Annotated in this window: 20 protein-coding genes; 11 read left to right on the top strand and 9 right to left on the bottom strand. The window is 45.1% G+C overall.

All coding sequences use genetic code 11. From position 1 onward, the window contains the following. The first annotated feature begins 70 nt into the window (after nucleotides 1-70). Together H580_RS0111270 and H580_RS0111265 are read left to right on the top strand one after the other, a co-directional pair. Entirely contained in the window at nucleotides 71-1,066 is a 996-nt protein-coding gene (locus tag H580_RS0111270) for an asparaginase (RefSeq protein WP_028594878.1), read from the top strand. 19 nt (nucleotides 1,067-1,085) lie between these two features. Beyond that, nucleotides 1,086-1,790: a copper homeostasis protein CutC gene (locus H580_RS0111265; RefSeq protein ID WP_028594877.1), complete on the top strand. Its 705-nt coding sequence runs from the start codon at nucleotides 1,086-1,088 to the stop codon at nucleotides 1,788-1,790. Between the two features lie 108 nt (nucleotides 1,791-1,898). Here the strand turns inward: H580_RS0111265 and H580_RS0111260 are convergent, their stop codons facing one another. Next, a complete protein-coding gene (locus tag H580_RS0111260; protein ID WP_028594876.1) occupies nucleotides 1,899-2,123 on the bottom strand; it encodes a DUF1128 family protein in 225 nt (74 codons plus the stop codon). A gap of 180 nt (nucleotides 2,124-2,303) precedes the next feature. Between H580_RS0111260 and yyaC the strand changes: the two genes are divergently transcribed. From yyaC to H580_RS24045, 3 genes are all read left to right on the top strand, one after another. Next, nucleotides 2,304-2,852, top strand: a complete 549-nt coding sequence (yyaC, locus tag H580_RS0111255; protein ID WP_051217409.1) for a spore protease YyaC — start codon at nucleotides 2,304-2,306, stop codon at nucleotides 2,850-2,852. A gap of 486 nt (nucleotides 2,853-3,338) precedes the next feature. Continuing rightward, nucleotides 3,339-4,136 carry an alpha/beta fold hydrolase gene (locus H580_RS0111245; protein WP_028594874.1) on the top strand — a complete coding sequence of 266 codons (798 nt, stop codon included), beginning with the start codon at nucleotides 3,339-3,341 and terminating at the stop codon, nucleotides 4,134-4,136. A gap of 226 nt (nucleotides 4,137-4,362) precedes the next feature. After that, nucleotides 4,363-5,559 (top strand): class I SAM-dependent methyltransferase, encoded by a 1,197-nt coding sequence (locus tag H580_RS24045; RefSeq protein ID WP_051217408.1) that lies wholly within the window; start codon nucleotides 4,363-4,365, stop codon nucleotides 5,557-5,559. A 125-nt stretch (nucleotides 5,560-5,684) separates the two neighbouring features. Here H580_RS24045 and H580_RS0111235 read toward each other — a convergent pair whose 3' ends face one another. Then, nucleotides 5,685-6,185 (bottom strand): GNAT family N-acetyltransferase, encoded by a 501-nt coding sequence (locus H580_RS0111235; protein WP_028594873.1) that lies wholly within the window; start codon nucleotides 6,183-6,185, stop codon nucleotides 5,685-5,687. Nucleotides 6,186-6,369: 184 nt separating this feature from the next. On the opposite strand from H580_RS0111235, the gene H580_RS0111230 reads away from it, so the two are divergent. The 3 genes from H580_RS0111230 to H580_RS24040 all read left to right on the top strand — a co-directional run bounded on the left by H580_RS0111230 (nucleotide 6,370) and on the right by H580_RS24040 (nucleotide 10,131). Further along, nucleotides 6,370-7,047, top strand: a complete 678-nt coding sequence (locus tag H580_RS0111230; protein WP_028594872.1) for a PilZ domain-containing protein — start codon at nucleotides 6,370-6,372, stop codon at nucleotides 7,045-7,047. Nucleotides 7,048-7,205: 158 nt separating this feature from the next. Further along, nucleotides 7,206-9,527: an O-antigen ligase family protein gene (locus tag H580_RS0111225; protein WP_028594871.1), complete on the top strand. Its 2,322-nt coding sequence runs from the start codon at nucleotides 7,206-7,208 to the stop codon at nucleotides 9,525-9,527. Nucleotides 9,528-9,684: 157 nt separating this feature from the next. Next, complete coding sequence (locus tag H580_RS24040) at nucleotides 9,685-10,131, top strand: hypothetical protein (RefSeq protein ID WP_051217407.1); 447 nt, start codon at nucleotides 9,685-9,687, stop codon at nucleotides 10,129-10,131. A gap of 151 nt (nucleotides 10,132-10,282) precedes the next feature. On the opposite strand, the gene H580_RS0111215 is transcribed toward H580_RS24040, so the two are convergent. Then, nucleotides 10,283-10,591 (bottom strand): hypothetical protein, encoded by a 309-nt coding sequence (locus H580_RS0111215; protein WP_036605100.1) that lies wholly within the window; start codon nucleotides 10,589-10,591, stop codon nucleotides 10,283-10,285. Between the two features lie 80 nt (nucleotides 10,592-10,671). Continuing rightward, nucleotides 10,672-11,127 (bottom strand): hypothetical protein, encoded by a 456-nt coding sequence (locus H580_RS0111210; RefSeq protein WP_028594869.1) that lies wholly within the window; start codon nucleotides 11,125-11,127, stop codon nucleotides 10,672-10,674. Nucleotides 11,128-11,304: 177 nt separating this feature from the next. Here H580_RS0111210 and uptA point away from each other — a divergent pair, with 177 nt between their 5' ends. The 3 genes from uptA to H580_RS0111195 all read left to right on the top strand — a co-directional run bounded on the left by uptA (nucleotide 11,305) and on the right by H580_RS0111195 (nucleotide 13,181). Beyond that, a complete protein-coding gene (gene uptA / locus H580_RS0111205; protein WP_028594868.1) occupies nucleotides 11,305-11,925 on the top strand; it encodes an undecaprenyl phosphate transporter UptA in 621 nt (206 codons plus the stop codon). After that, nucleotides 11,922-12,488, top strand: a complete 567-nt coding sequence (locus H580_RS0111200) for a thioredoxin family protein (protein WP_028594867.1) — start codon at nucleotides 11,922-11,924, stop codon at nucleotides 12,486-12,488. The genes uptA and H580_RS0111200 overlap by 4 nt, the downstream gene beginning before the upstream one ends. 69 nt (nucleotides 12,489-12,557) lie before the next feature. Then, nucleotides 12,558-13,181 carry an MBL fold metallo-hydrolase gene (locus H580_RS0111195; protein ID WP_028594866.1) on the top strand — a complete coding sequence of 208 codons (624 nt, stop codon included), beginning with the start codon at nucleotides 12,558-12,560 and terminating at the stop codon, nucleotides 13,179-13,181. Between the two features lie 214 nt (nucleotides 13,182-13,395). On the opposite strand, the gene H580_RS0111190 is transcribed toward H580_RS0111195, so the two are convergent. From H580_RS0111190 to H580_RS0111170, 5 genes are all read right to left on the bottom strand, one after another. Beyond that, entirely contained in the window at nucleotides 13,396-14,136 is a 741-nt protein-coding gene (locus H580_RS0111190) for an ABC transporter permease (RefSeq protein WP_028594865.1), read from the bottom strand. Further along, the gene (locus H580_RS0111185) at nucleotides 14,137-14,850 is read right to left on the bottom strand and encodes an ABC transporter permease (protein WP_028594864.1); all 714 of its coding nucleotides are present in this window, start codon (nucleotides 14,848-14,850) and stop codon (nucleotides 14,137-14,139) included. Beyond that, the gene (locus H580_RS0111180) at nucleotides 14,850-15,764 is read right to left on the bottom strand and encodes an ABC transporter ATP-binding protein (protein WP_028594863.1); all 915 of its coding nucleotides are present in this window, start codon (nucleotides 15,762-15,764) and stop codon (nucleotides 14,850-14,852) included. Before H580_RS0111180 ends, H580_RS0111185 begins: the two co-directional genes overlap by 1 nt. 69 nt (nucleotides 15,765-15,833) lie before the next feature. Next, a complete protein-coding gene (locus H580_RS0111175; RefSeq protein WP_084509166.1) occupies nucleotides 15,834-17,327 on the bottom strand; it encodes a HAMP domain-containing sensor histidine kinase in 1,494 nt (497 codons plus the stop codon). Then, nucleotides 17,324-17,998, bottom strand: a complete 675-nt coding sequence (locus H580_RS0111170; protein ID WP_028594861.1) for a response regulator transcription factor — start codon at nucleotides 17,996-17,998, stop codon at nucleotides 17,324-17,326. Before H580_RS0111170 ends, H580_RS0111175 begins: the two co-directional genes overlap by 4 nt. Nucleotides 17,999-18,131: the final 133 nt, after the last annotated feature.

The following is an 18,131-nucleotide window of genomic DNA, read 5'->3' as shown; positions in this document are numbered from 1 at the left end:
ATTGTGAATTCGGTATAATGAGAAGTGATTATAACATAATTACGATTATAAAGATAAAGGGTGCCGCATCATGTACAAACGATTAGTTGAAGAAACACGAGGTGGCTGGGTAGAATGCGAGCATTGGGGTGCTATTTGTGCAGTTGATGCATCTGGTTCGCTTCTGCATGCCATCGGTGATATGAACAGGCCTACGTTTCTTAGATCAGCAGGCAAGCCGCTACAGGCGATTCCTGTTGTAAAAAGCGGGGTGCTTGAGCATTATGGTTATGGGGACCGAGAGTTGGCTTTGATGATGTCCTCGCATCGTGGTGAAGATATGCATATGCAAACGATTGACGGCATGATGGCGGCTAGCAGGCTGGAACAAGATAGATTAGTTTGCCACCCTTCCTATCCGCTTCATGAATCATCTCGTCATAATTGGATTCGCGAAGGCGGGCAGCTTGAACGCCGCTTCCATAATTGTTCGGGCAAGCATTTTGGAGTGTTGGCTTGGTGCAAGCAGGAAGGTTATGAATTGGATACGTACACGCATCCTACCCATCCAGCTCAAATTCAGATTACCGAAGCGGTTCTCGAAATGGCAGGAGTATCGCCTGATATTGTAGGAGTAGGCACGGATGGCTGCGGCTTCCCAGTCTACGCACTGCCATTACCGACGATTGCCACCGCTTACTTGAAGTTAGGTAATCCATCGTTAATTGCTGATGAATCGACAAGACAAGCAGTTACACGTATTAATCAAGCGATGACGAGCTACCCGCTGTTAGTTGGTGGTACAGGCCGTTTAGACTCCGTGTTGATGGAGGATGACAATATCGTCGCTAAAGGTGGATTTAAAGGAGTATTTGGCTTTGCTTTGAAAGAAGAGCAGCTAGGTTTTGCTGTGAAAATTGCTGATGGCTCTGATGAAGAATGTGCTTATGTCATTGCCGAACTATTAAGACAAATCAGTTATAAACATGAAGCAACGATTCAGCGATTGGAAGAAGCGTTCCCAACTATCATTAAAAATGACCAAGGGTTAATTGTTGGAGAGCGCCATACTGTTTTTAAGCTATAAGGTTTATGAGGTGGATAACATGAATCGAGTACATTTAGAAGTAATCGCGACGACACTTAGTGATGTAAGAGCAGCTCAGGCTGGCGGTGCAGATCGCATTGAGCTGATTACGGCTGGAGCTGAAGGTGGATTGACCCCTAGCTATGCGTTAATTGAACAGGCGGTTCAAGCTGCGCACATCCCAGTTCGCGTGATGATAAGACCGCATGCTCGTTCATTTGTGTATGATAAGGATGATTGCTTGACGATTGTACGTGATATTCAAATGGCGAAGCAGGCTGGTGCAGAGGCGATTGTGTTCGGTGCACTTACTGCGGAAGGAAAAGTAGATGAGCATTTGCTTGCAGAAGTTGTTAAGCAGGCGGAAGGCATGTCGATCACCTTCCATCGTGCTATTGACGAAGCGAGCGATCTATTGGAAGCTCTGCAAATATTGAAGCGCCACCGTTCGATTACGGATGTACTGACTTCTGGCGGCCATTCGACTGCCCAGGAGGGTGCTGTGCAATTGCGGCAGCTTGTAAATGATGCAGGTCCTAACGGTTTGCATATTGTGGCTGGGAGCGGGATCGGCTCCAACAATGTGCAATCACTCATTCGTGAAACAGGAGTTCCATGGGTTCATGCCGGTTCTTCGGTTCGATATGGTGGCTTGATGGCGAATGGCGTAGATACAGAGCGAGTAACGCAGCTCCAAGCATTGTTAGGGGAAGTGAGCGTGTAGAAACTGTAGTAATATCATGTAAGGAGCTGTCCGAGAAGTAGATGATTCCGCTTGTTGGACAGCTCTTTTCTTTGGCATCAAAGAAACCGCGTACAGTTCTGTACTGTATTAAGAACGGCGCAGTTTGCCAAGCTCTTGAACAAGCGCTTCTACTTCACTAATGCTGAAGTTTGGCTTGCTAATGACGATTTCATAAATGTCCTTAATATCTTCATATTGATCGACAGAGAAGGCGGAAGCTTGCATGGCAGCAGCTGTTGCCATTTTCAAACGTTCTTTTATTGCCTCAATCATCATTTCTACTTCTGCTTGTGTTCCTGCTTCTACACTCATTAGGATCCTCCTCATCGGTTAAACAACCGTCGTTGAACGTATTGTAACATGGTAAAAGACTTCGTGCACGACTTGGCAATTATGCTAGTCATACAGTACAATAAGGCGTCATTAAGCGCATACGTATATTCATGATGCTATCTATAACAAATTGCTGTATATAAATTAAGGGGGGAGCTCATGGTTAATCCTATTCATCAAGAATGCTTGCCTATAAGTAAGCCTCGTAAATGTACGCATGCTGGCTTAGTATCCTTCTTGCAGGAGATCGTTAGTCGGTATGAGGCAAGTCGCATCGTATTTGTATGTATTGGTACAGATCGCTCTACAGGGGATGCACTAGGTCCTTTAGTAGGCACGAAACTTCAGGAACTCGGATATACGCAAGTTATCGGTACGTTGGCTGATCCGTGTGATGCTTCAAGCTTGGAGCGCTATTTAGCTTCGATAGATGGTGAAAAGATTGTGGTGGCGATAGATGCTTGCTTGGGCCATCCTTCTTCGGTAGGACAGTTTCTCGTAAATAATCAACCCTTGCAGCCAGCTGAATCTGTGGGTACAGCACTTCCAGCAGTCGGTCATTACAGCATAGCGGCTGTTGTAAACCAACATGGGCCGAAGCCTTATCTGACGCTGCAAACAACTTCGTTATTCCAAGTTATTCGCATGGTCGATCAGATTGTCGATGCGATAGATTCAACTGCAGCAATTGTAACAGAGCGTTCATAATTAGTGCTGTTATCCAATCATAAAATAGATACCACCACCATAAATTGAAGTTGTGGGCCTAAATAGAAAAGTCGGATGTGGGGCATCCGACTTAGCCTGACAAAAGCATGAATTGGGAAACTGCCAACTGCGTGCAATGGTCCGTTCTGTGCGGAGCGGACTACTTTTTGTTTCGATCAGACAACACGATCATCAGTTGAACCATTCCAATCATGAACGTACAAGTGCCGAGAAACAGTTCAAACCCTTCCATGATCAACACCCCCTTACTTGTTAGGTATGCTGAGTCCAATAGGTGGAGAGTTGGTTAGCGTTAGCTATGTTTCATCGGGTATGCAATTAGTGTATATATTCAATAAGTATGGAACATTTATGCATACTAGAATCAACAACTGTGCATTCATGAAATTTTTTTATGAATATACACAAAAATTGGCTATTTTTTCGTTTCGTGGCATACAATATAGAATGGAAAGAGGGAACAGGATGACGAAGATTGAAATTCAAAAGGAATTCCATTTACATATAGGGGATAGCGGTAAAGGAGCGGCGGTTATTTTGCTGCATGGATTTTGTGGCAATCAACAATATTGGTCAGACGTTGTTCCTCATTTACAGCAGCAATATCGAGTCATTACGCCTGACTTGCGTGGTCACGGGAAGTCTACCGCTCCAAAAGGGGCATATACGATTGAGCAGATGGCAGATGATATTATTGCGTTAGCGGACAAGCTGGAACTAGATAAGTTCGTACTGCTCGGCCATTCTCTAGGAGGATATGTCACTTTGTCTGTTGCGCAGCGCTTTGCGCATCGTCTTCATGGGTTTGGATTAATTCACTCTACAGGTTATGCAGATTCAGAACAGGCTAAAGAAAATCGCCTAAAAGCCGTTGAACGTATTCAATCACAAGGAATTGTGCAATTCGTCGATGAGCTTGTCCCGAAACTGTTCAATCCGAATAAACTTGAGCAGCATAAGGAATCTATTCATAGGGCATTGGAGATTGGCTACCATACACCTCCACAAGGTGCGATAGGAGCTGCACTGGCAATGCGGGAACGAGAAGATCGAACAGCTGTTATGACTGCAACCAAATTGCCGCTGCTGCTCGTAGCAGGTGATCAAGATCAGATTGTGCCAGCAGAGCGATTGTTTACTACAGAAGGTCCTCATGTACATCAAGTATTACTACCGAATGTTGGGCACATGGGAATGATGGAGGATTCAGAGGGAATGGCTCATGCGATTAGCCGTTTTATGGAAAGCTTGCCTCAACCGTGAACCGTGAATAGTGAAAAGAACAATGGGACTATAGGTAACCGATGAATTCTCATCCTCACATAGTTTTATGTAGGCGATCCTTCCATGTAAGGATCGCCTATTTGGATTTGGAACTGGATACGCTTGGGATGTTCTATTGCACAAAACCTTGTGAGAAAAGTGGTTATGCGGATGGCTTTCGTGTAAACTAAAGTTTAGTTGTAGAGGAAAGTTGGGAGTTATAAAAGTGGAACGTTTACGCGAATTAATAAATGAATGTATACAGTCTGGCAGCTTGCATTCTGCCGTGTTTAGTCAAGTTAGGCAGCAGCCTGAACCCGGCTGCACGAAGGTTACAGCGAAGCCGATTAAATTGAGAGAAGGCGTTGTCCTTCAGTTGACCTATCATTATGCTAACAAGGTGGCACATGAAAATACGTTGATGACGGAAGCTGTTGCTAAACTGATGCAGTTGCTTAACGATCATTTTCAACAAGCCTTGATTCGCACTACTGATGGGGAACATCATGTACTCATTAGTAAGAAGTACAAAGTCAATATCAAATCGAAGACAGATAAAAAGTCTAAGCAAGCGGATCTATCTCATAATCGCAAGAAGCAGTACATCATCGAAGATGGGGTTCCAGCTGCTTTTTTGGTCGAGCTTGGCATTATGAGTGCTTCGGGTAACGTCCTAGGTGCCAAATACGATAAGTTCAGGCAAATCAATCGCTTTATAGAGATGGTAGAGGATGTACTGGACCATCTGCCTGCTGATAGGCCAGTTCGTATTATTGACTTTGGATGTGGCAAGTCGTACCTAACGTTTGCGCTGTATCATTATTTACATGTATTGCGCGGACGTGAGGTTCATATTACAGGGCTTGATCTAAAGGAAGATGTTATTGCGCACTGTGAGAAGCTTGCCCGCACGCTTCAATATGATGGACTGCATTTTGCGCTAGGAGACATTGCGCAGTATCAATGGGCTGGCAATGTAGATATGGTTGTCACTTTGCATGCTTGCGATACAGCGACAGATATGGCCTTAGAGAAGGCAGTGCGATGGGGGGCAAATGTTATTTTGTCAGTGCCTTGCTGTCAGCATGAGCTTTATCAACAAGTCGCTGCTCCACAATTGGAGCCTTTGCTGCGCCATGGCATATTAAAAGAGCGCTTCGCTGCATTAGCGACAGATGCTGCCCGCGCTAAGTTATTAGATGTGGTAGGCTATAGCACACAGCTGCTTGAATTTATTGATCTTGAGCATACGCCAAAAAACCTGCTGATCCGTGCAGTTGCGGCCAAGCGCAAGCAGGATGAAGTGGACAAGATGTGGGCGGAATATCAATCGTATCAGCAGTTTTTGCATGTTCGTCCATATTTAGAGCGTGCGCTGCAATCGGAATGGGATCGTCTTGGTCTCGTAACAGGCAGCAATTAGTAAGAAGCTATCTCATTCGTTTGTTGTGAATGTTAGATGTGGTTGCCCTTATCGTAGGTATAACGCTGTTCAGCAGTATTTACGCTAGGGGCAACTTTATTTTAGTAAGAAGTCTCTTTACTATGTCAGCATGTATGAGATGATTTCGATTGTGATGGTTCGTAGACCATACAGTAGAACGAGGCTGCTCCAGTAGGAGTCGGTCGTTTATATTCATCGGTAATTTGAAATCCTGCTCGCAAGTACACGTTAACCGCTCGTTTGTTCCATGTGAATACTTCTAAATCGATTTCATTTTCGGGAGCACGGAACTGCGCTTCCTTTACGATCGCAGTCACAAAATCTACTCCATACCCGTTTCCGCACCATTGCGGCCGCATGCCAAGCCCAATACGAGTAACATTTACAAGCGGGAAAAATTGAGCGAATCCTGCTAAATCTTTACCTAAGCGTACAGATGCATATTGAGATGTTCGTAGGTCGGGATCACCGAATTCGATACCCTGTTCTTTCATTTCTGACCACGGTAAAAAACGATATATATCAAATGGCGCCTCATACTGCCATGAGCAAATGTCGTTAGCATCTTCCTCGGTCATAGGTTCTATTGTAAAATGATGTTCCATACAGCGTACCTCCTTTGCAACCCTCATTATAATGAATATACGAAGCGTGAGTGTCAAGAAAAAATAAGCATCTTAGTCTTCTAAATCTTTACTATAGATATTGTGTTGACGATAACATATTTATAAGACGTCATCTATTTAAATGATAGGATGAATCGAATGGAAAGGGAGCTGAACAACGTTCATGTTTGAAACATCAGCACAAGAGTCATCGCCATCTAGTCAGCAGCCTTTACGGGTTCTTCTTCATAGCCGTACAGTTATTGAGGGGGAAAGTACCGTTGCTACAGGTGTGCTATCTTATATCGAAGGGGATCTAATGGAAGTGGAGCTTCCAGAATATGAACAGTTCGAACTGGGAGAGCAGGTTAAAATCACGATGTACTCGCCGGTGGGCATGTTTACGTTTATGACCAAAGTAATAGCAAGACATTTAGGTTCACTTTTATTTGTAAATCCGCCACAGCATCAGAAAAGATTTGCGGACAAGCGAGAGCATCCTAGGGTTGAAATAAGGAACAGCGGTGTAGCCAGCATTTTTAAAAGTGCTCATGGAAATGGGCCAGATCAATTATCACAAATGGCTATCGATTTGTTGGATATTAGTTTGAACGGAGTAGGCTTCCTTGTTGCGCCGCATTGCGATTGGAAGATAGGACATAAGTTGAATGTAGAGCTGGACTTAGGCTTTAAATTGCAAGCTGAGGTTTATATTATTCGCCAAGAACATAAAGAATCGGCCTTGATGTGCGGCGGGACGTTGGAACTCATAGATGACCTGTCATCAAGAGCGCTGCGAGCGTTTATTATTCGTAGACAAGTCGAAGTCTATGTACAATCTAAGAAATCGACATTAAGCTAACATGTTGTACACAATTAACGTTATATCATAATTTGATTAGAGCGATACATAATAGGAGACGATGGTAAAGGCCTTTCCGAATGGAGGGCCTTCTTTGTTGGATGTTACACAGGGTCATAGTTGAGTGGCATTGTATGTGGTAATGAAGGGGGGATTATATGCGGAGTATTCATCAAAAGGAACGACAAAAGAAAGCGGTATTTTGGAATCTAAGAGGTAACGATATTCAACATTATGTACTTTTGATATGTACGTATTGGCTTCTGCTTGGCGGTATGCTGGACTATGGCTGGTTTTATGACAGGGATTATATGCGAGCCGCCTTTGTCATTATGCCTTTAGCTTTATGGCTTGTATCGCGAGCTCTTATGAATAGAGGGGATCTAGAAACGAAGAATCGTATGGCCATCTCCATACCGTGGCCGCTGTTATTTCCTTTCATAGCTGCGCTATTTTATGTCATCGGACTGTTAGGCAATCCTGCGAGTGTTCAAGGCACCTGGATGCAATGTATACGCTGGATAGGAGCGGGTGCATGGGTTATTGTACTCGTACAACTTAGCGCCTACAACAGCAGTATGGATTCGAGAGTTGCAAATCATAACGACTTAATTAGGTATCCGAGGCGGCAGTGGATTCACAGGCTAGTGACAGTCTGTGGTTTGGTGCTCTCAGCAGGATCTTTGTTTCAATTATACGGATGGATAAAACTTGAGGGGGCAGTCTATTTTAGTTCGGATGTAGAAATATCGGCGCTGGGGTTTCGGTTAGGTGGGTGGTTGCAGTACCCGAATACACTTGGCACGATCGCAGGAGCATTCGCCGTTTATCACCTTTTGAATACGTATAGACGCTTGTCATTGCTTCAATATTCACGACAGTCGCAATCGCTGCAAGAGCCGCAAGAGCGGCATCAGCGTGGGATAAAGCATGCTTATATGAAACTGATGCACAGCGAAATGAACAAAGTTATCCTAGCAACCGGGCTTATTTTTCTCCATCTTACGGTTTTAGGATTAACGGAGTCTAGGGGGGCTTGGCTGGCAACCATTTTCGTTTTACTCGTTACTTGGGTGCTGACACCTAGAAAAGAGAAGCTAGGCTTGTTGTTGTTTATGCTGTGGCTGGCAAGCTGGGCGATGCTATCTATATTCGCCACCGCAGGGCTATGGCTATCAGATACTTTTCGTTATGCTGCATGGACAGCATTTTTCGGCTGCCTTCTCAGCAATACGTTACTGCTGCTCATTGCTTGTTATAGTCAGCGCCGTGTAAAGCAAGGAAGGGTGCTGCTCGTTGGTGGTGCAAGTATTATCATCCTAATCGTAGCATGGCTAGCTTGGACTGTTGCACCAGATCAGGCAAATGATCGTTTAACTGGAGGGCATTATGAAACAGCATCTGCACGAGCACTTATGTATCAAGATGCAATACGGCTGTGGCAGGAGCGCCCGTGGTTCGGGAGTGGTGGAGATGCATGGCGACAGCAGTTTGCTAGTATACAGCAAGAGCCATATGTAGGCAAGGAAGCACATAGTTTATTAGTCGATAGTCTATTGGATATTGGACTAGCAGGAACTCTCGTTGTGGGAGGTATGATCGCTTTTGCAGTCATAGGAGCTTGGAGACGGAACCAAGGAGCGGCTGCAGCTGTGCTGATTGTTGTTCTGCACAGCTTAATCGACTTTGATATGGCATATGGTTTAATCATATGGATTAGCTTAGCGTGGCTTGTTATTGCTTGGCTAACTCCAATTCGTAACCAAGTGGTATCTGAACAGCGATGTGATAATAAGGCTCAGTCGTATGACGAGTCTTCATACAACGATAACGGAGATGACACTTTGAGGAGGCGGCAGTTTACTCCTTTGCACAAGAATCGATTCCACTTGAATCGTCGCTTGCCAGCAATGATTCTTACCATCGTGTTGGGCACTGGGGTTGTTATGAACTTGCTTCAGGTGGCAGGGCATAAGATATTTAGCTTTGGGTACCACGTCGATAACCCAACCTATCTACGGCTCGCTGCAAGCTTATCACCAGCTAGAACCGATATCCGGCTAGCAGCAGCGGAGCATCTGCCCCCAGATGAGTCGCTCGCCATGCTGCGCGAAGGCTTGCGCTATGAGCGCCGCGGCAAAGCGCTCTATCGTGCGCTCGCGCTCGCGTCCGAACGCAGCGGACGCGAGGAAGAAGCCGCCACCTGGTGGAAGGCGGCTGTACAAGCAGACCGCTTCGATAAGGCATTGCAGACCGAAGCGGTCGAACGTCTCGCCGCCATGAGCCTTCAGGCGGCGGAGCAAGGGCGTTTCGCCGAGGCGCGTACGCTTGCCTTGGCGACGCAAGATTGCTTCAGCCAGTATAAGGCTGAAGTGCGCCGCATGGAGGCGCTTGCCGACCCGGCGAACGATAAGCAATTCGCCATCACGCCAGAGGCGCTTCGCGCATCGGCCTCCGTCGAGAGGTTAACGTGGCCGTAAAAAGAAGATGAATGCAGCGTACTCATTCTGAAATGCGCGAATCATCCGGTACACTTCCCCAATTTGCTTTACCCACTTGTTTGCTAGGTTAACGTCCATACAGGGCGAGACTCACAAGCATACGGTATACAAATCGCTATAAGGGGGAGTCCATGGTATGAGCAAGCAGCCACCCAAGCAAGTCGTAAAGCCCACTGTGAAACAGACTGTAAAGCAAACCGTCAAATCGACTGCAAAGCAACCGCCGTTAAAAGAGCTAAAACCAACTAGCAAAACGGTAAGCCCAACGACGAAGAAGACAACGAAATCAACGAACAAGACGAGTACCGTTTTTCAAGGGCCGTATCTAAATCGGTTTACGGTAGTTTGGGTTCAGCGCAACGGTATTCCTTTCAACACAAGAGGTTTTACTGCACGGGCATTCGCTAACGGTGTTTTGATTGCTACTGCGCCATTTGATAACTTTGGTGTTGTCCAATTTAGAAACATAGGCACACCAACAAATGTACCGTTAGTAGTACGTACATTTAATGCGAACGGCGTTCAATTCCGCAGAAGTAGAGTAATACCACCTGGAAATGAAGCATTTGTCTTCATTGGGTAGTGATTAACGAAAGACTGAAGAACAACTGCTTCGTTCTGAATTCTCTTGATGTTCTTATCCATATGAGATGCTCGAAAAGGCTCATGCTGTACAGCATGGGCCTTTTATGGAGCCAAAAGCACCTCGTCGCTTATGTTATTTGCTGCTCACGTTATCCTCCGAAGGTGTGACGGAAGTTTTGTTTTAACTTTTCCATATCGACTTTCCATAGTTCGGAGAGCTCTGGGGCAACATGCTCATCCCACCAGTCACAGAGCTTTTTGCGATTTTGACCGTGTTCATGAACAAACAGTAGGTTAGCAACCACTTTTTTTACATACAACTGCTCACCTTGTTCAATAAGCGGTGCAGGAATATACACATTCATCCGTTTTACCGTTCGATACAATTCGGTAGCACAGGCACGGCGTATTTTGCGCATCGACGGTAGAGGAGTAGTATGGCGTTCTTTCGGCTTCACAGCAGGCAAGCTCCTTTCATACGTCAAGATGCTAACAACATATGCGGAAGAATGCGTCCTGCTACCGTTGGATAATTGTCTTAGTCGACAACGATATAGCCTATCATAGGCCCTTCATGTGCGGCATCTGCATGGTTAGCACAAATGATTGGGTAGATGCCTTCTTTAGCGATGAAAGTGACGACCGTTTCTTTATTTTTATAAATCGTGCCTCTGATGTCCATTCCTTCAATAAAAAAGTCATGCTGCTTGCCATTTACTCCGCGAATTCGCAGTTCAACGAGTTCTCCGTCATTGGCAGGCACTGTGCCTGGATCAAAACGATATACTTCTATCTCTTTGCCGTCTTCCGACTTCCCTTTGACCTCACTTGTAATCATATGGATGACACGTTTTTCTGTAGGTTGGGACTGAGCTGCGTTTTCTTGAATACGATTCGTTTCATAGCGCCAAAATGCGGTCACACACATAACAGCAGCAACAGAAATAAGTCCAATTCGCCAATGTTTCTTTGTTACGATCCACCAAGTCGCCATACGACTCCTCCTTATTACTTATCTATTGCAGTGTATGCGGACAGGCAGATCGCGATGACAAGCAGTAGCAGACATGTCCTTGGATATGCTAGAATAAAATGGGTTTATACCTCTGTGAGTTGATTTGAAAAGCTTGCTTTTTAAACGCTCGATTATATAGAGGAGAAACCGAGGCGAATGGTAACCGTGTTACATGAATTTGTATCGAATGTACTGGAATGGATTCAAAGTTTAGGCGGATTTGGAATTATGGTCGGTCTGATGATGGAAATGATCCCGAGTGAACTTGTACTGGCTTATGGCGGGTATTTAATTCAACAGGGGCATATTTCATACTTCTCCGCCCTGTTTTTTGCAATTGCGGGTGGTGTTGGAGCTCAGCTTGTTATCTATGCAATAGCACGATATGGCGGGCGACCTTTTTTGGCTCGTTACGGGAAGTACTTGCTTATCCGTCAGCACCATATTGACAAGTCTGAAGAGTGGTTCCATAAGTACGGTACAGGAGTTATTTTCACGGCAAGATTTGTCCCAATCGTTCGTCATGCCATATCGATTCCTGCAGGAATTAGCCGTATGCCGGTATGGAGGTTTATTTTGTTAACTACACTGGCGGCTATCCCATGGACAATTGGCTTTTTGTATCTGGGGTACGTATTGGGTGAACGTTGGCAGCATATCGATGAGGCAGCGGCACCGTATATTCAGTCATTTATTTTAGTAGCTCTAGCTGTGCTTATTATTTATTTTGTTATCAAATACACGATATCTAAGAAGAAAGAGGGTAACCCGATATGAGCAAATCAGTTGCAGCTGTTCTTGATCAAGGAATTTCGCCACAAGCATTTATTGATGGCATGGAGAAAAATAAAGACACTTTTCTAGGCTGGTACGAAGGTTTTGAATGGAGCAATGAAGAGGATAAATCCTTCTTCGAGTCGCTTCAATTCCGTGATGACCTTCGTTGTCTTATCTTGATGGCAGATTGGTGTGGAGATGTTATCCGCAACGTGCCCGTTGTTTTCCGTGCAACAGAAGCAGCAGGTATTCCTACAGAAGTGCTTATTGTCGAGAAGTTCCCAGAAGTGATGGATCAATATTTGACGATGGGCGGCCGTGCTGTACCAATTGTTATTATTGCTGACACGGGTGGACATGTACTTGGTCAATGGGGACCTCGTCCTAGCGATGTACAAGCACATATGATTGCCTTCAAGCAGGCAAATCCAGATCGGGAAGCAGCAGACTACCAAGATAATTTGAAGATAGCTCGTCAACAAATTATAGAACAGTATGGTGAAGGTGCAGAATATCAAACGCGAGTTCTTAAAGAATTGCGCGAGTTGCTCTCATCCTTTTAAAATAGAATAACGGCTCTAGTTTGATCAGATGGGAGTCTTGAAATCTTATAAAGGCGGTGTTTAACAGCTATGCTGCGCATCATTGGAATTCCACTAGGACCTTTCGAAACAAATGCATATATTCTACATGAGCAAGACACGAACGAAGCGATCGTAATTGATCCAGGAATGAATCCTGAGCCGCTGTTCCAAGCACTTGGGGACATGCACGTTAAGGCGGTATTGCTTACTCATGCTCACTTGGATCATATTGGCGGATTGGAGCTTATTCGCGAACGTTACGGCTGCCCCGTTTATATTCATGAACAGGAGCAGGAGTGGCTGACGAATGCTGAACTCAACGGCTCACTCCGCTGGCCGCAAATTTGCGGTCCGATGAGCTTTGCTCCTGCTGAGCATTTACTTAAAGACGGGGATGAGCTTGAACTTATCGGGCTGAAGCTAACGGTACTTCATACGCCTGGTCATTCTCCTGGTAGCGTCAGCTTTGTCTTTGATAAGCAGTGCATAGCAGGTGATGCTTTGTTCCGCATGTCGATTGGGCGTACTGATCTTACAGGCGGAGATCACGCCTTACTGCTCCATTCGATCCGTACGAAGTTGTTTACGCTTGGTGATGATGTCAATGTGTACCCTGGTCACGGTCCGGCAACAACGATCGGTTTTGAGAAGGAACATAACCCGTTTCTATAAGACTGAGTAGATGGAGTCCACTATCGATAAACCGACAGTGGAACCGAACGTTGTCCACATGTTCAACAGCAAAAAGCACGCATACCGTAAGGGCGCTCCCTTTATGGCTTGCGTGCTTTTTTTGGCTAGCAGCTTGTCCCTTATTCCATAACATGCTCTCAAATGTAGCGCTAGACAAGAATGGGAATGTACATGGATCGTCGTTCGCATAGGTTTACGCAACATCTTTCCGTTGGAAATAGAGCAGTCCCGTCACGAAAAATACAAGGAAGCTTCCGCCAATAACGAACAACAACGTCTCCAGTGAAATATTTAAACCTAACGTATTCATAGAACTATCACTCATCGGCAGCATAGCCAATCCAGGCTGTGCCCAAGGATAATAAGGGCCATAATCTCCTGATTGAATAATAAGCAAGTTCGGCAATGTGAAAATAACAGTAATCGTTAGGGCTGCTGCAAAGCTTGCCCACATCGTGGAGAAGAACAATTGCAAGGCAGCAAGCGGCAAAGTAGCAATCCATCCGCTAATAACGAAAGTGGCAATTTCCTTGATAGGCATCGGACTTGCAAATCCTTTGAACATCCCTGCTGCAACTACCGCTAAGAAGAATAATAGCTGCATTGTAAAAGTCATGAAGCAAATGATGAGAAATTTTCCTACGTATAGATTGGTTCGAGAGATAGGTAGAGCTAGTGTTTGCTTCCAACCGCCGTTGGCATGCTCGTAGCGGCACATCAGTGCGCCAATGATTCCTGTCATAAGCGGGAGGAACAATATAGCGTGAGATAACGCCATCATACTGTACATTTCGAGCCATGGCATATCACTGTTGGCATTATACATAATGCCAACCGAGAGCGAGAGCAGCGGGCTAATGAAGAGCAAGCTGCTGAGCTTTGAATGGCGCAATTTAACCGCTTCTGAACGTAGTACTTTGAAGATGCCTTTCATTTAACTCACGTCCTTCCGTGTAAAGTGAATGATACTGAATAGGAGAACAAGCAGCCCTGTGCCTACTCCTAATGCGATTGATAGTTCGGTTGAAATGGAATCTTTCATCAGCAGTGGCCATTTCAATGGCATCCAGTCAGGCATATCTATAGCCGACAAGCTCATAATGCTTAGTATGATTCCGGTTGAAAGAGGAATCGTCTGGTTGGCTGTACTAACAGATAGCCACAACTGGAGCGCTAAGATTGGACCTGCTGTCAGCCAAGGGTAGTAACTGCGAGCAAGCAGATCGTCCCATGGAATATCCGTGCCAAAACCAAGTAAGTAACCGAGCAGAAGTGTGCCTGCCATTAACAGGATACAAGCTAGCAGCATCAAGGTCTGGCAAACGAGCCATTTAGACATATAGACAGTCCGACGTCGAATAGGCAGTGCAAGCGTTTGTTTCCATGATCCATGCTGATGTTCCATACCTGCGAGCATAGATGCAACGAGCGTAATTCCTAATAGCAGAGCAGGAACGGATAAGAAATGAATATCCTTCATCACTGTTTCCCATAACTTTCCTGCGTGTCGGTCCGTCAAATAATCATAACGAAGTCCCCAGTTGAACGCTTGCAATCCGACAACGCCTGCTGGTCCCAAGAACACCAGTGCAACAATCCAAGTGTGGCGCAGCTTAAGCCAATCCGAGGAAAATGCCCGTGTGAGCATTAGAACCCCCCCTCTCTCGTCATCGCTAGGAAGATATCCTCCAACGATTCGCGTTTTTCTGTAATGCGATAAATATCATGTCCGTCATGGACGAGTAGATGGACAGCGGAAGCAATTTTCGTATCTGGTACATAGGAGCAGTGCAGCAATCCTTCAGACTCCAGATTGGTGCGAATCCCTGCTGCATTTAGAGTAGCAACTGCACGCTCAGGCTCGGATACAGACAGCATGATATGCTGCTTAGCTTGTTGTACCAATGTTTCAATGGAGTCTTGGAACAGCATGCGTCCGTGTTGGATGATACCAACATTCGTAGCCATTTGCTCCACTTCACTTAATAAGTGACTGGACACAAGTACCGTAATACCATATTGCTGCGGCAAGCTTTTAATCAATTCGCGAATTTCTAATATTCCTGAAGGGTCTAAGCCGTTTGTTGGTTCATCCAGCACGAGCAGTTCAGGAGAGCCGAGTAGAGCGGCAGCGATACCAAGGCGCTGCTTCATTCCTAGCGAGTAGCCTTTGACAGGACGCTTCGCATCCGCCGTAAGCTGGACGATAGCAAGTACTTCATCAATGCGTGACTTTGGTACGTCGATAATGCGGCGTATCGTTTCCAAGTTCTCAATTGCGTTCAAGTGACCGTAGTAAGACGGATATTCAACGAGAGAACCTATTTTACGAAGAATGGACAGCTTGTCTTTCTTTAGGTTTTTACCGAAAATATGTACTTCGCCATCTGTTGGTTGAATTAGGCCTAGCAGCATACGAATCGTCGTTGTCTTACCTGCACCGTTAGAACCTAGGAAGCCGTAGATTTGACCTTTTTGAATTTGTAAGTTTACTTGATCAACGGCAATTTTGCCTTTGTATGTTTTCGTTAATTGTTTCGTCTGAACGATAAAGTCGCTCATGTTCATCACCTCACAACCTACTTTATAGGCTGAAGGTTAAACAAGAGCGACTTCAAGGTTAAATCGAGTTTAAATATTCGTATTTTTTATATTTCCTCGTTTCGGAGTTAAAACTAACGTTGTTCCACTGCTGCTGCTGTAAACTTCTTGCTCCAAGCTCATCTCTTTTAGCATCATTTCAATAATGCTAAGACCAATGCCGGCCCCTTTATTAGAAGAAGCCACCTTCATGCCGGGTCCTTTGTCTTGAATGACTAGTTCGCTAATGCCGTTAGGAAGCTCATTCATTTCGATTCGAATATAACGTCCAGATGCTGCATGTCGTACGACGTTCTGATACACATTATCGAGAATGCGCTTCATCCACATCTGATCGACATTCCAAATAATTGGCGCTGAAGGCAAATTAACTTCTACCTCAAATTGATGCTTCTCCCACATGGGGTACCACGCTGCCGCACTTTCTCGCGCGAGGCGTACGACATCCACAGCCTGAGGTTGGAATGTATAGCGCTTCGCAGAAAGCAGCGTATAGGATAGCAAGTTATCGACGAGATGTGCGAGGTCTTCACATTTTTGCACGATCACATGCAAGCTTGTCTTGCTTCGTTCCTGTAGCACGTCATTTTCCTGCTGTATCGTATGGACATGCGTGCGAATGGTTGTGAGAGGGGTCCGAATATCATGGGACAGGTTGGCGATTAATTGCTTGCGCAGTTCCTCTTCCTCCTGCTCACGCTTGCGACTTGCCCGCAGCTCGGATATCATTCGATTGAACGAGTGCTGCAGTTGGCCGATTTCATCTTCTTTTGCCACCGATATCATGATAGGAATTCCATGTTCGTCTGTCATTGCCATCGCTCGTTCCAGCTCTCTCAATCGCCGCTGAATTCGATAGAAGAAGCGCCATGAGAAGAGGACGAATAGGAGAGTTAACGTCATCATGATAGCAAATGCATATTCACTGGTGTACAGTGGCTGCTGTCCATCATACGTCATTAGCTTCCGCGGTATTTGGATGGCGACGAATCCTTCTTTAGCATTTTCACCACCTATAAAGGAAACGACAGTAAATGGATCCCCCTCGAAACTCTTCTTCATAAAGCTGATGCTATCTTGCGCGGTCCATTGTTTTGGCAGTGACTTCTGCTCGGGAAGCATCTTGCGCGTGACTCCCTTTGCATCTACCCAAAATACGGTTGCTTTTGGCAGCTTGGCTTTCCAACTCACAAGATGTTTTTCAATTGCTTGCTCATTGTCGCCCTTAAGCTTTTTCGTATCGGCATGCCATGTCGTCATGAGTGTTTGACCATTCGCATACGGATTTTCTTTTTCTTTTGCTTGATCATTCCAATACATCGGAATGCCAATAATTATAGTAACCAAGGGCATAAGGAAAAAGAAAAGCAGCATGGCGCATACGACGAGTGATAGATATTTAACGAGCAAAGAGTGACGCCAACGTACGCGAGAATCTGTGAATTTCCACCATCTCGACTTTATGGGCTGCTGGATCTCGCTCAACGTATTTTTCTTGTTTCTATTAAATGGGATCTTTATCATCGTCTTACCCTGTAGCCAATGCCGCGTATCGTCTCAATAATAAGCGGCTTGCTCGGATCAAGTTCAATTTTTTCGCGCAAATAGCGAATATGGACTTGCAGCGTTTTGTCGCCCTCTATGTACGGATCGCCCCATACGCCTTCGTAGATTTGCTCCTTAGTCAAAATTTGATTGGCATTTTGGATCATATATCGGAAAATATGAAACTGCTTGCCCGTAAGGGTGAGCTCTTCGTTCGTACGGCTATCGACAATACGATTCTGCTTCGGATACATATGTATATGGTGCAGCGTGATACATTCCTCTTCTTCCTTTTCATAACGGCGCAGCAAAATTTCGATTCTTGCAGCCAATTCATCGGGATGGAAAGGCTTCGTCAAATAATCATCTGCGAAATTCAAGCCTTGCAGCTTATCATCAATGGAGCTCCTAGCAGATAACATTAAAACGGGAATATGAGGCGCGCTTTTCTTTAGACGTTGACCAACGGTAAATCCATCTAGGCCAGGCAGCATCACATCTAGTATGACCAGGCTGTATGAGTCTGCCTCGTGGAGCGCGTTTTCGCCCGATTTCCTCCAATCAACCTCATAGCCCTTGTCCTTGAGGAATTGATTCGTCCATTCTCCGATTTCTAAGTCGTCTTCTACATATAAGATAGTTGGTTTCATCGAATAACTCTCCTCGTATTGGTAAGGTATGGAATCTATTATAGCAAATTGAAAACGAAGTAGAGAAAAAATTAAGGTGAAAATATTTACATAGAAACAAGCAAATACAGTAATATACAACACAACACTCTGG

Origin of the sequence: Paenibacillus assamensis DSM 18201 (genome assembly GCF_000422445.1) — a bacterium.
Taxonomy (GTDB): Bacteria; Bacillota; Bacilli; order Paenibacillales; family Paenibacillaceae; genus Paenibacillus_B; species Paenibacillus_B assamensis.
The sequence above is the reverse complement of the archived record's forward strand: the minus strand, read 5'-3'. Positions and strand labels throughout refer to the sequence as shown.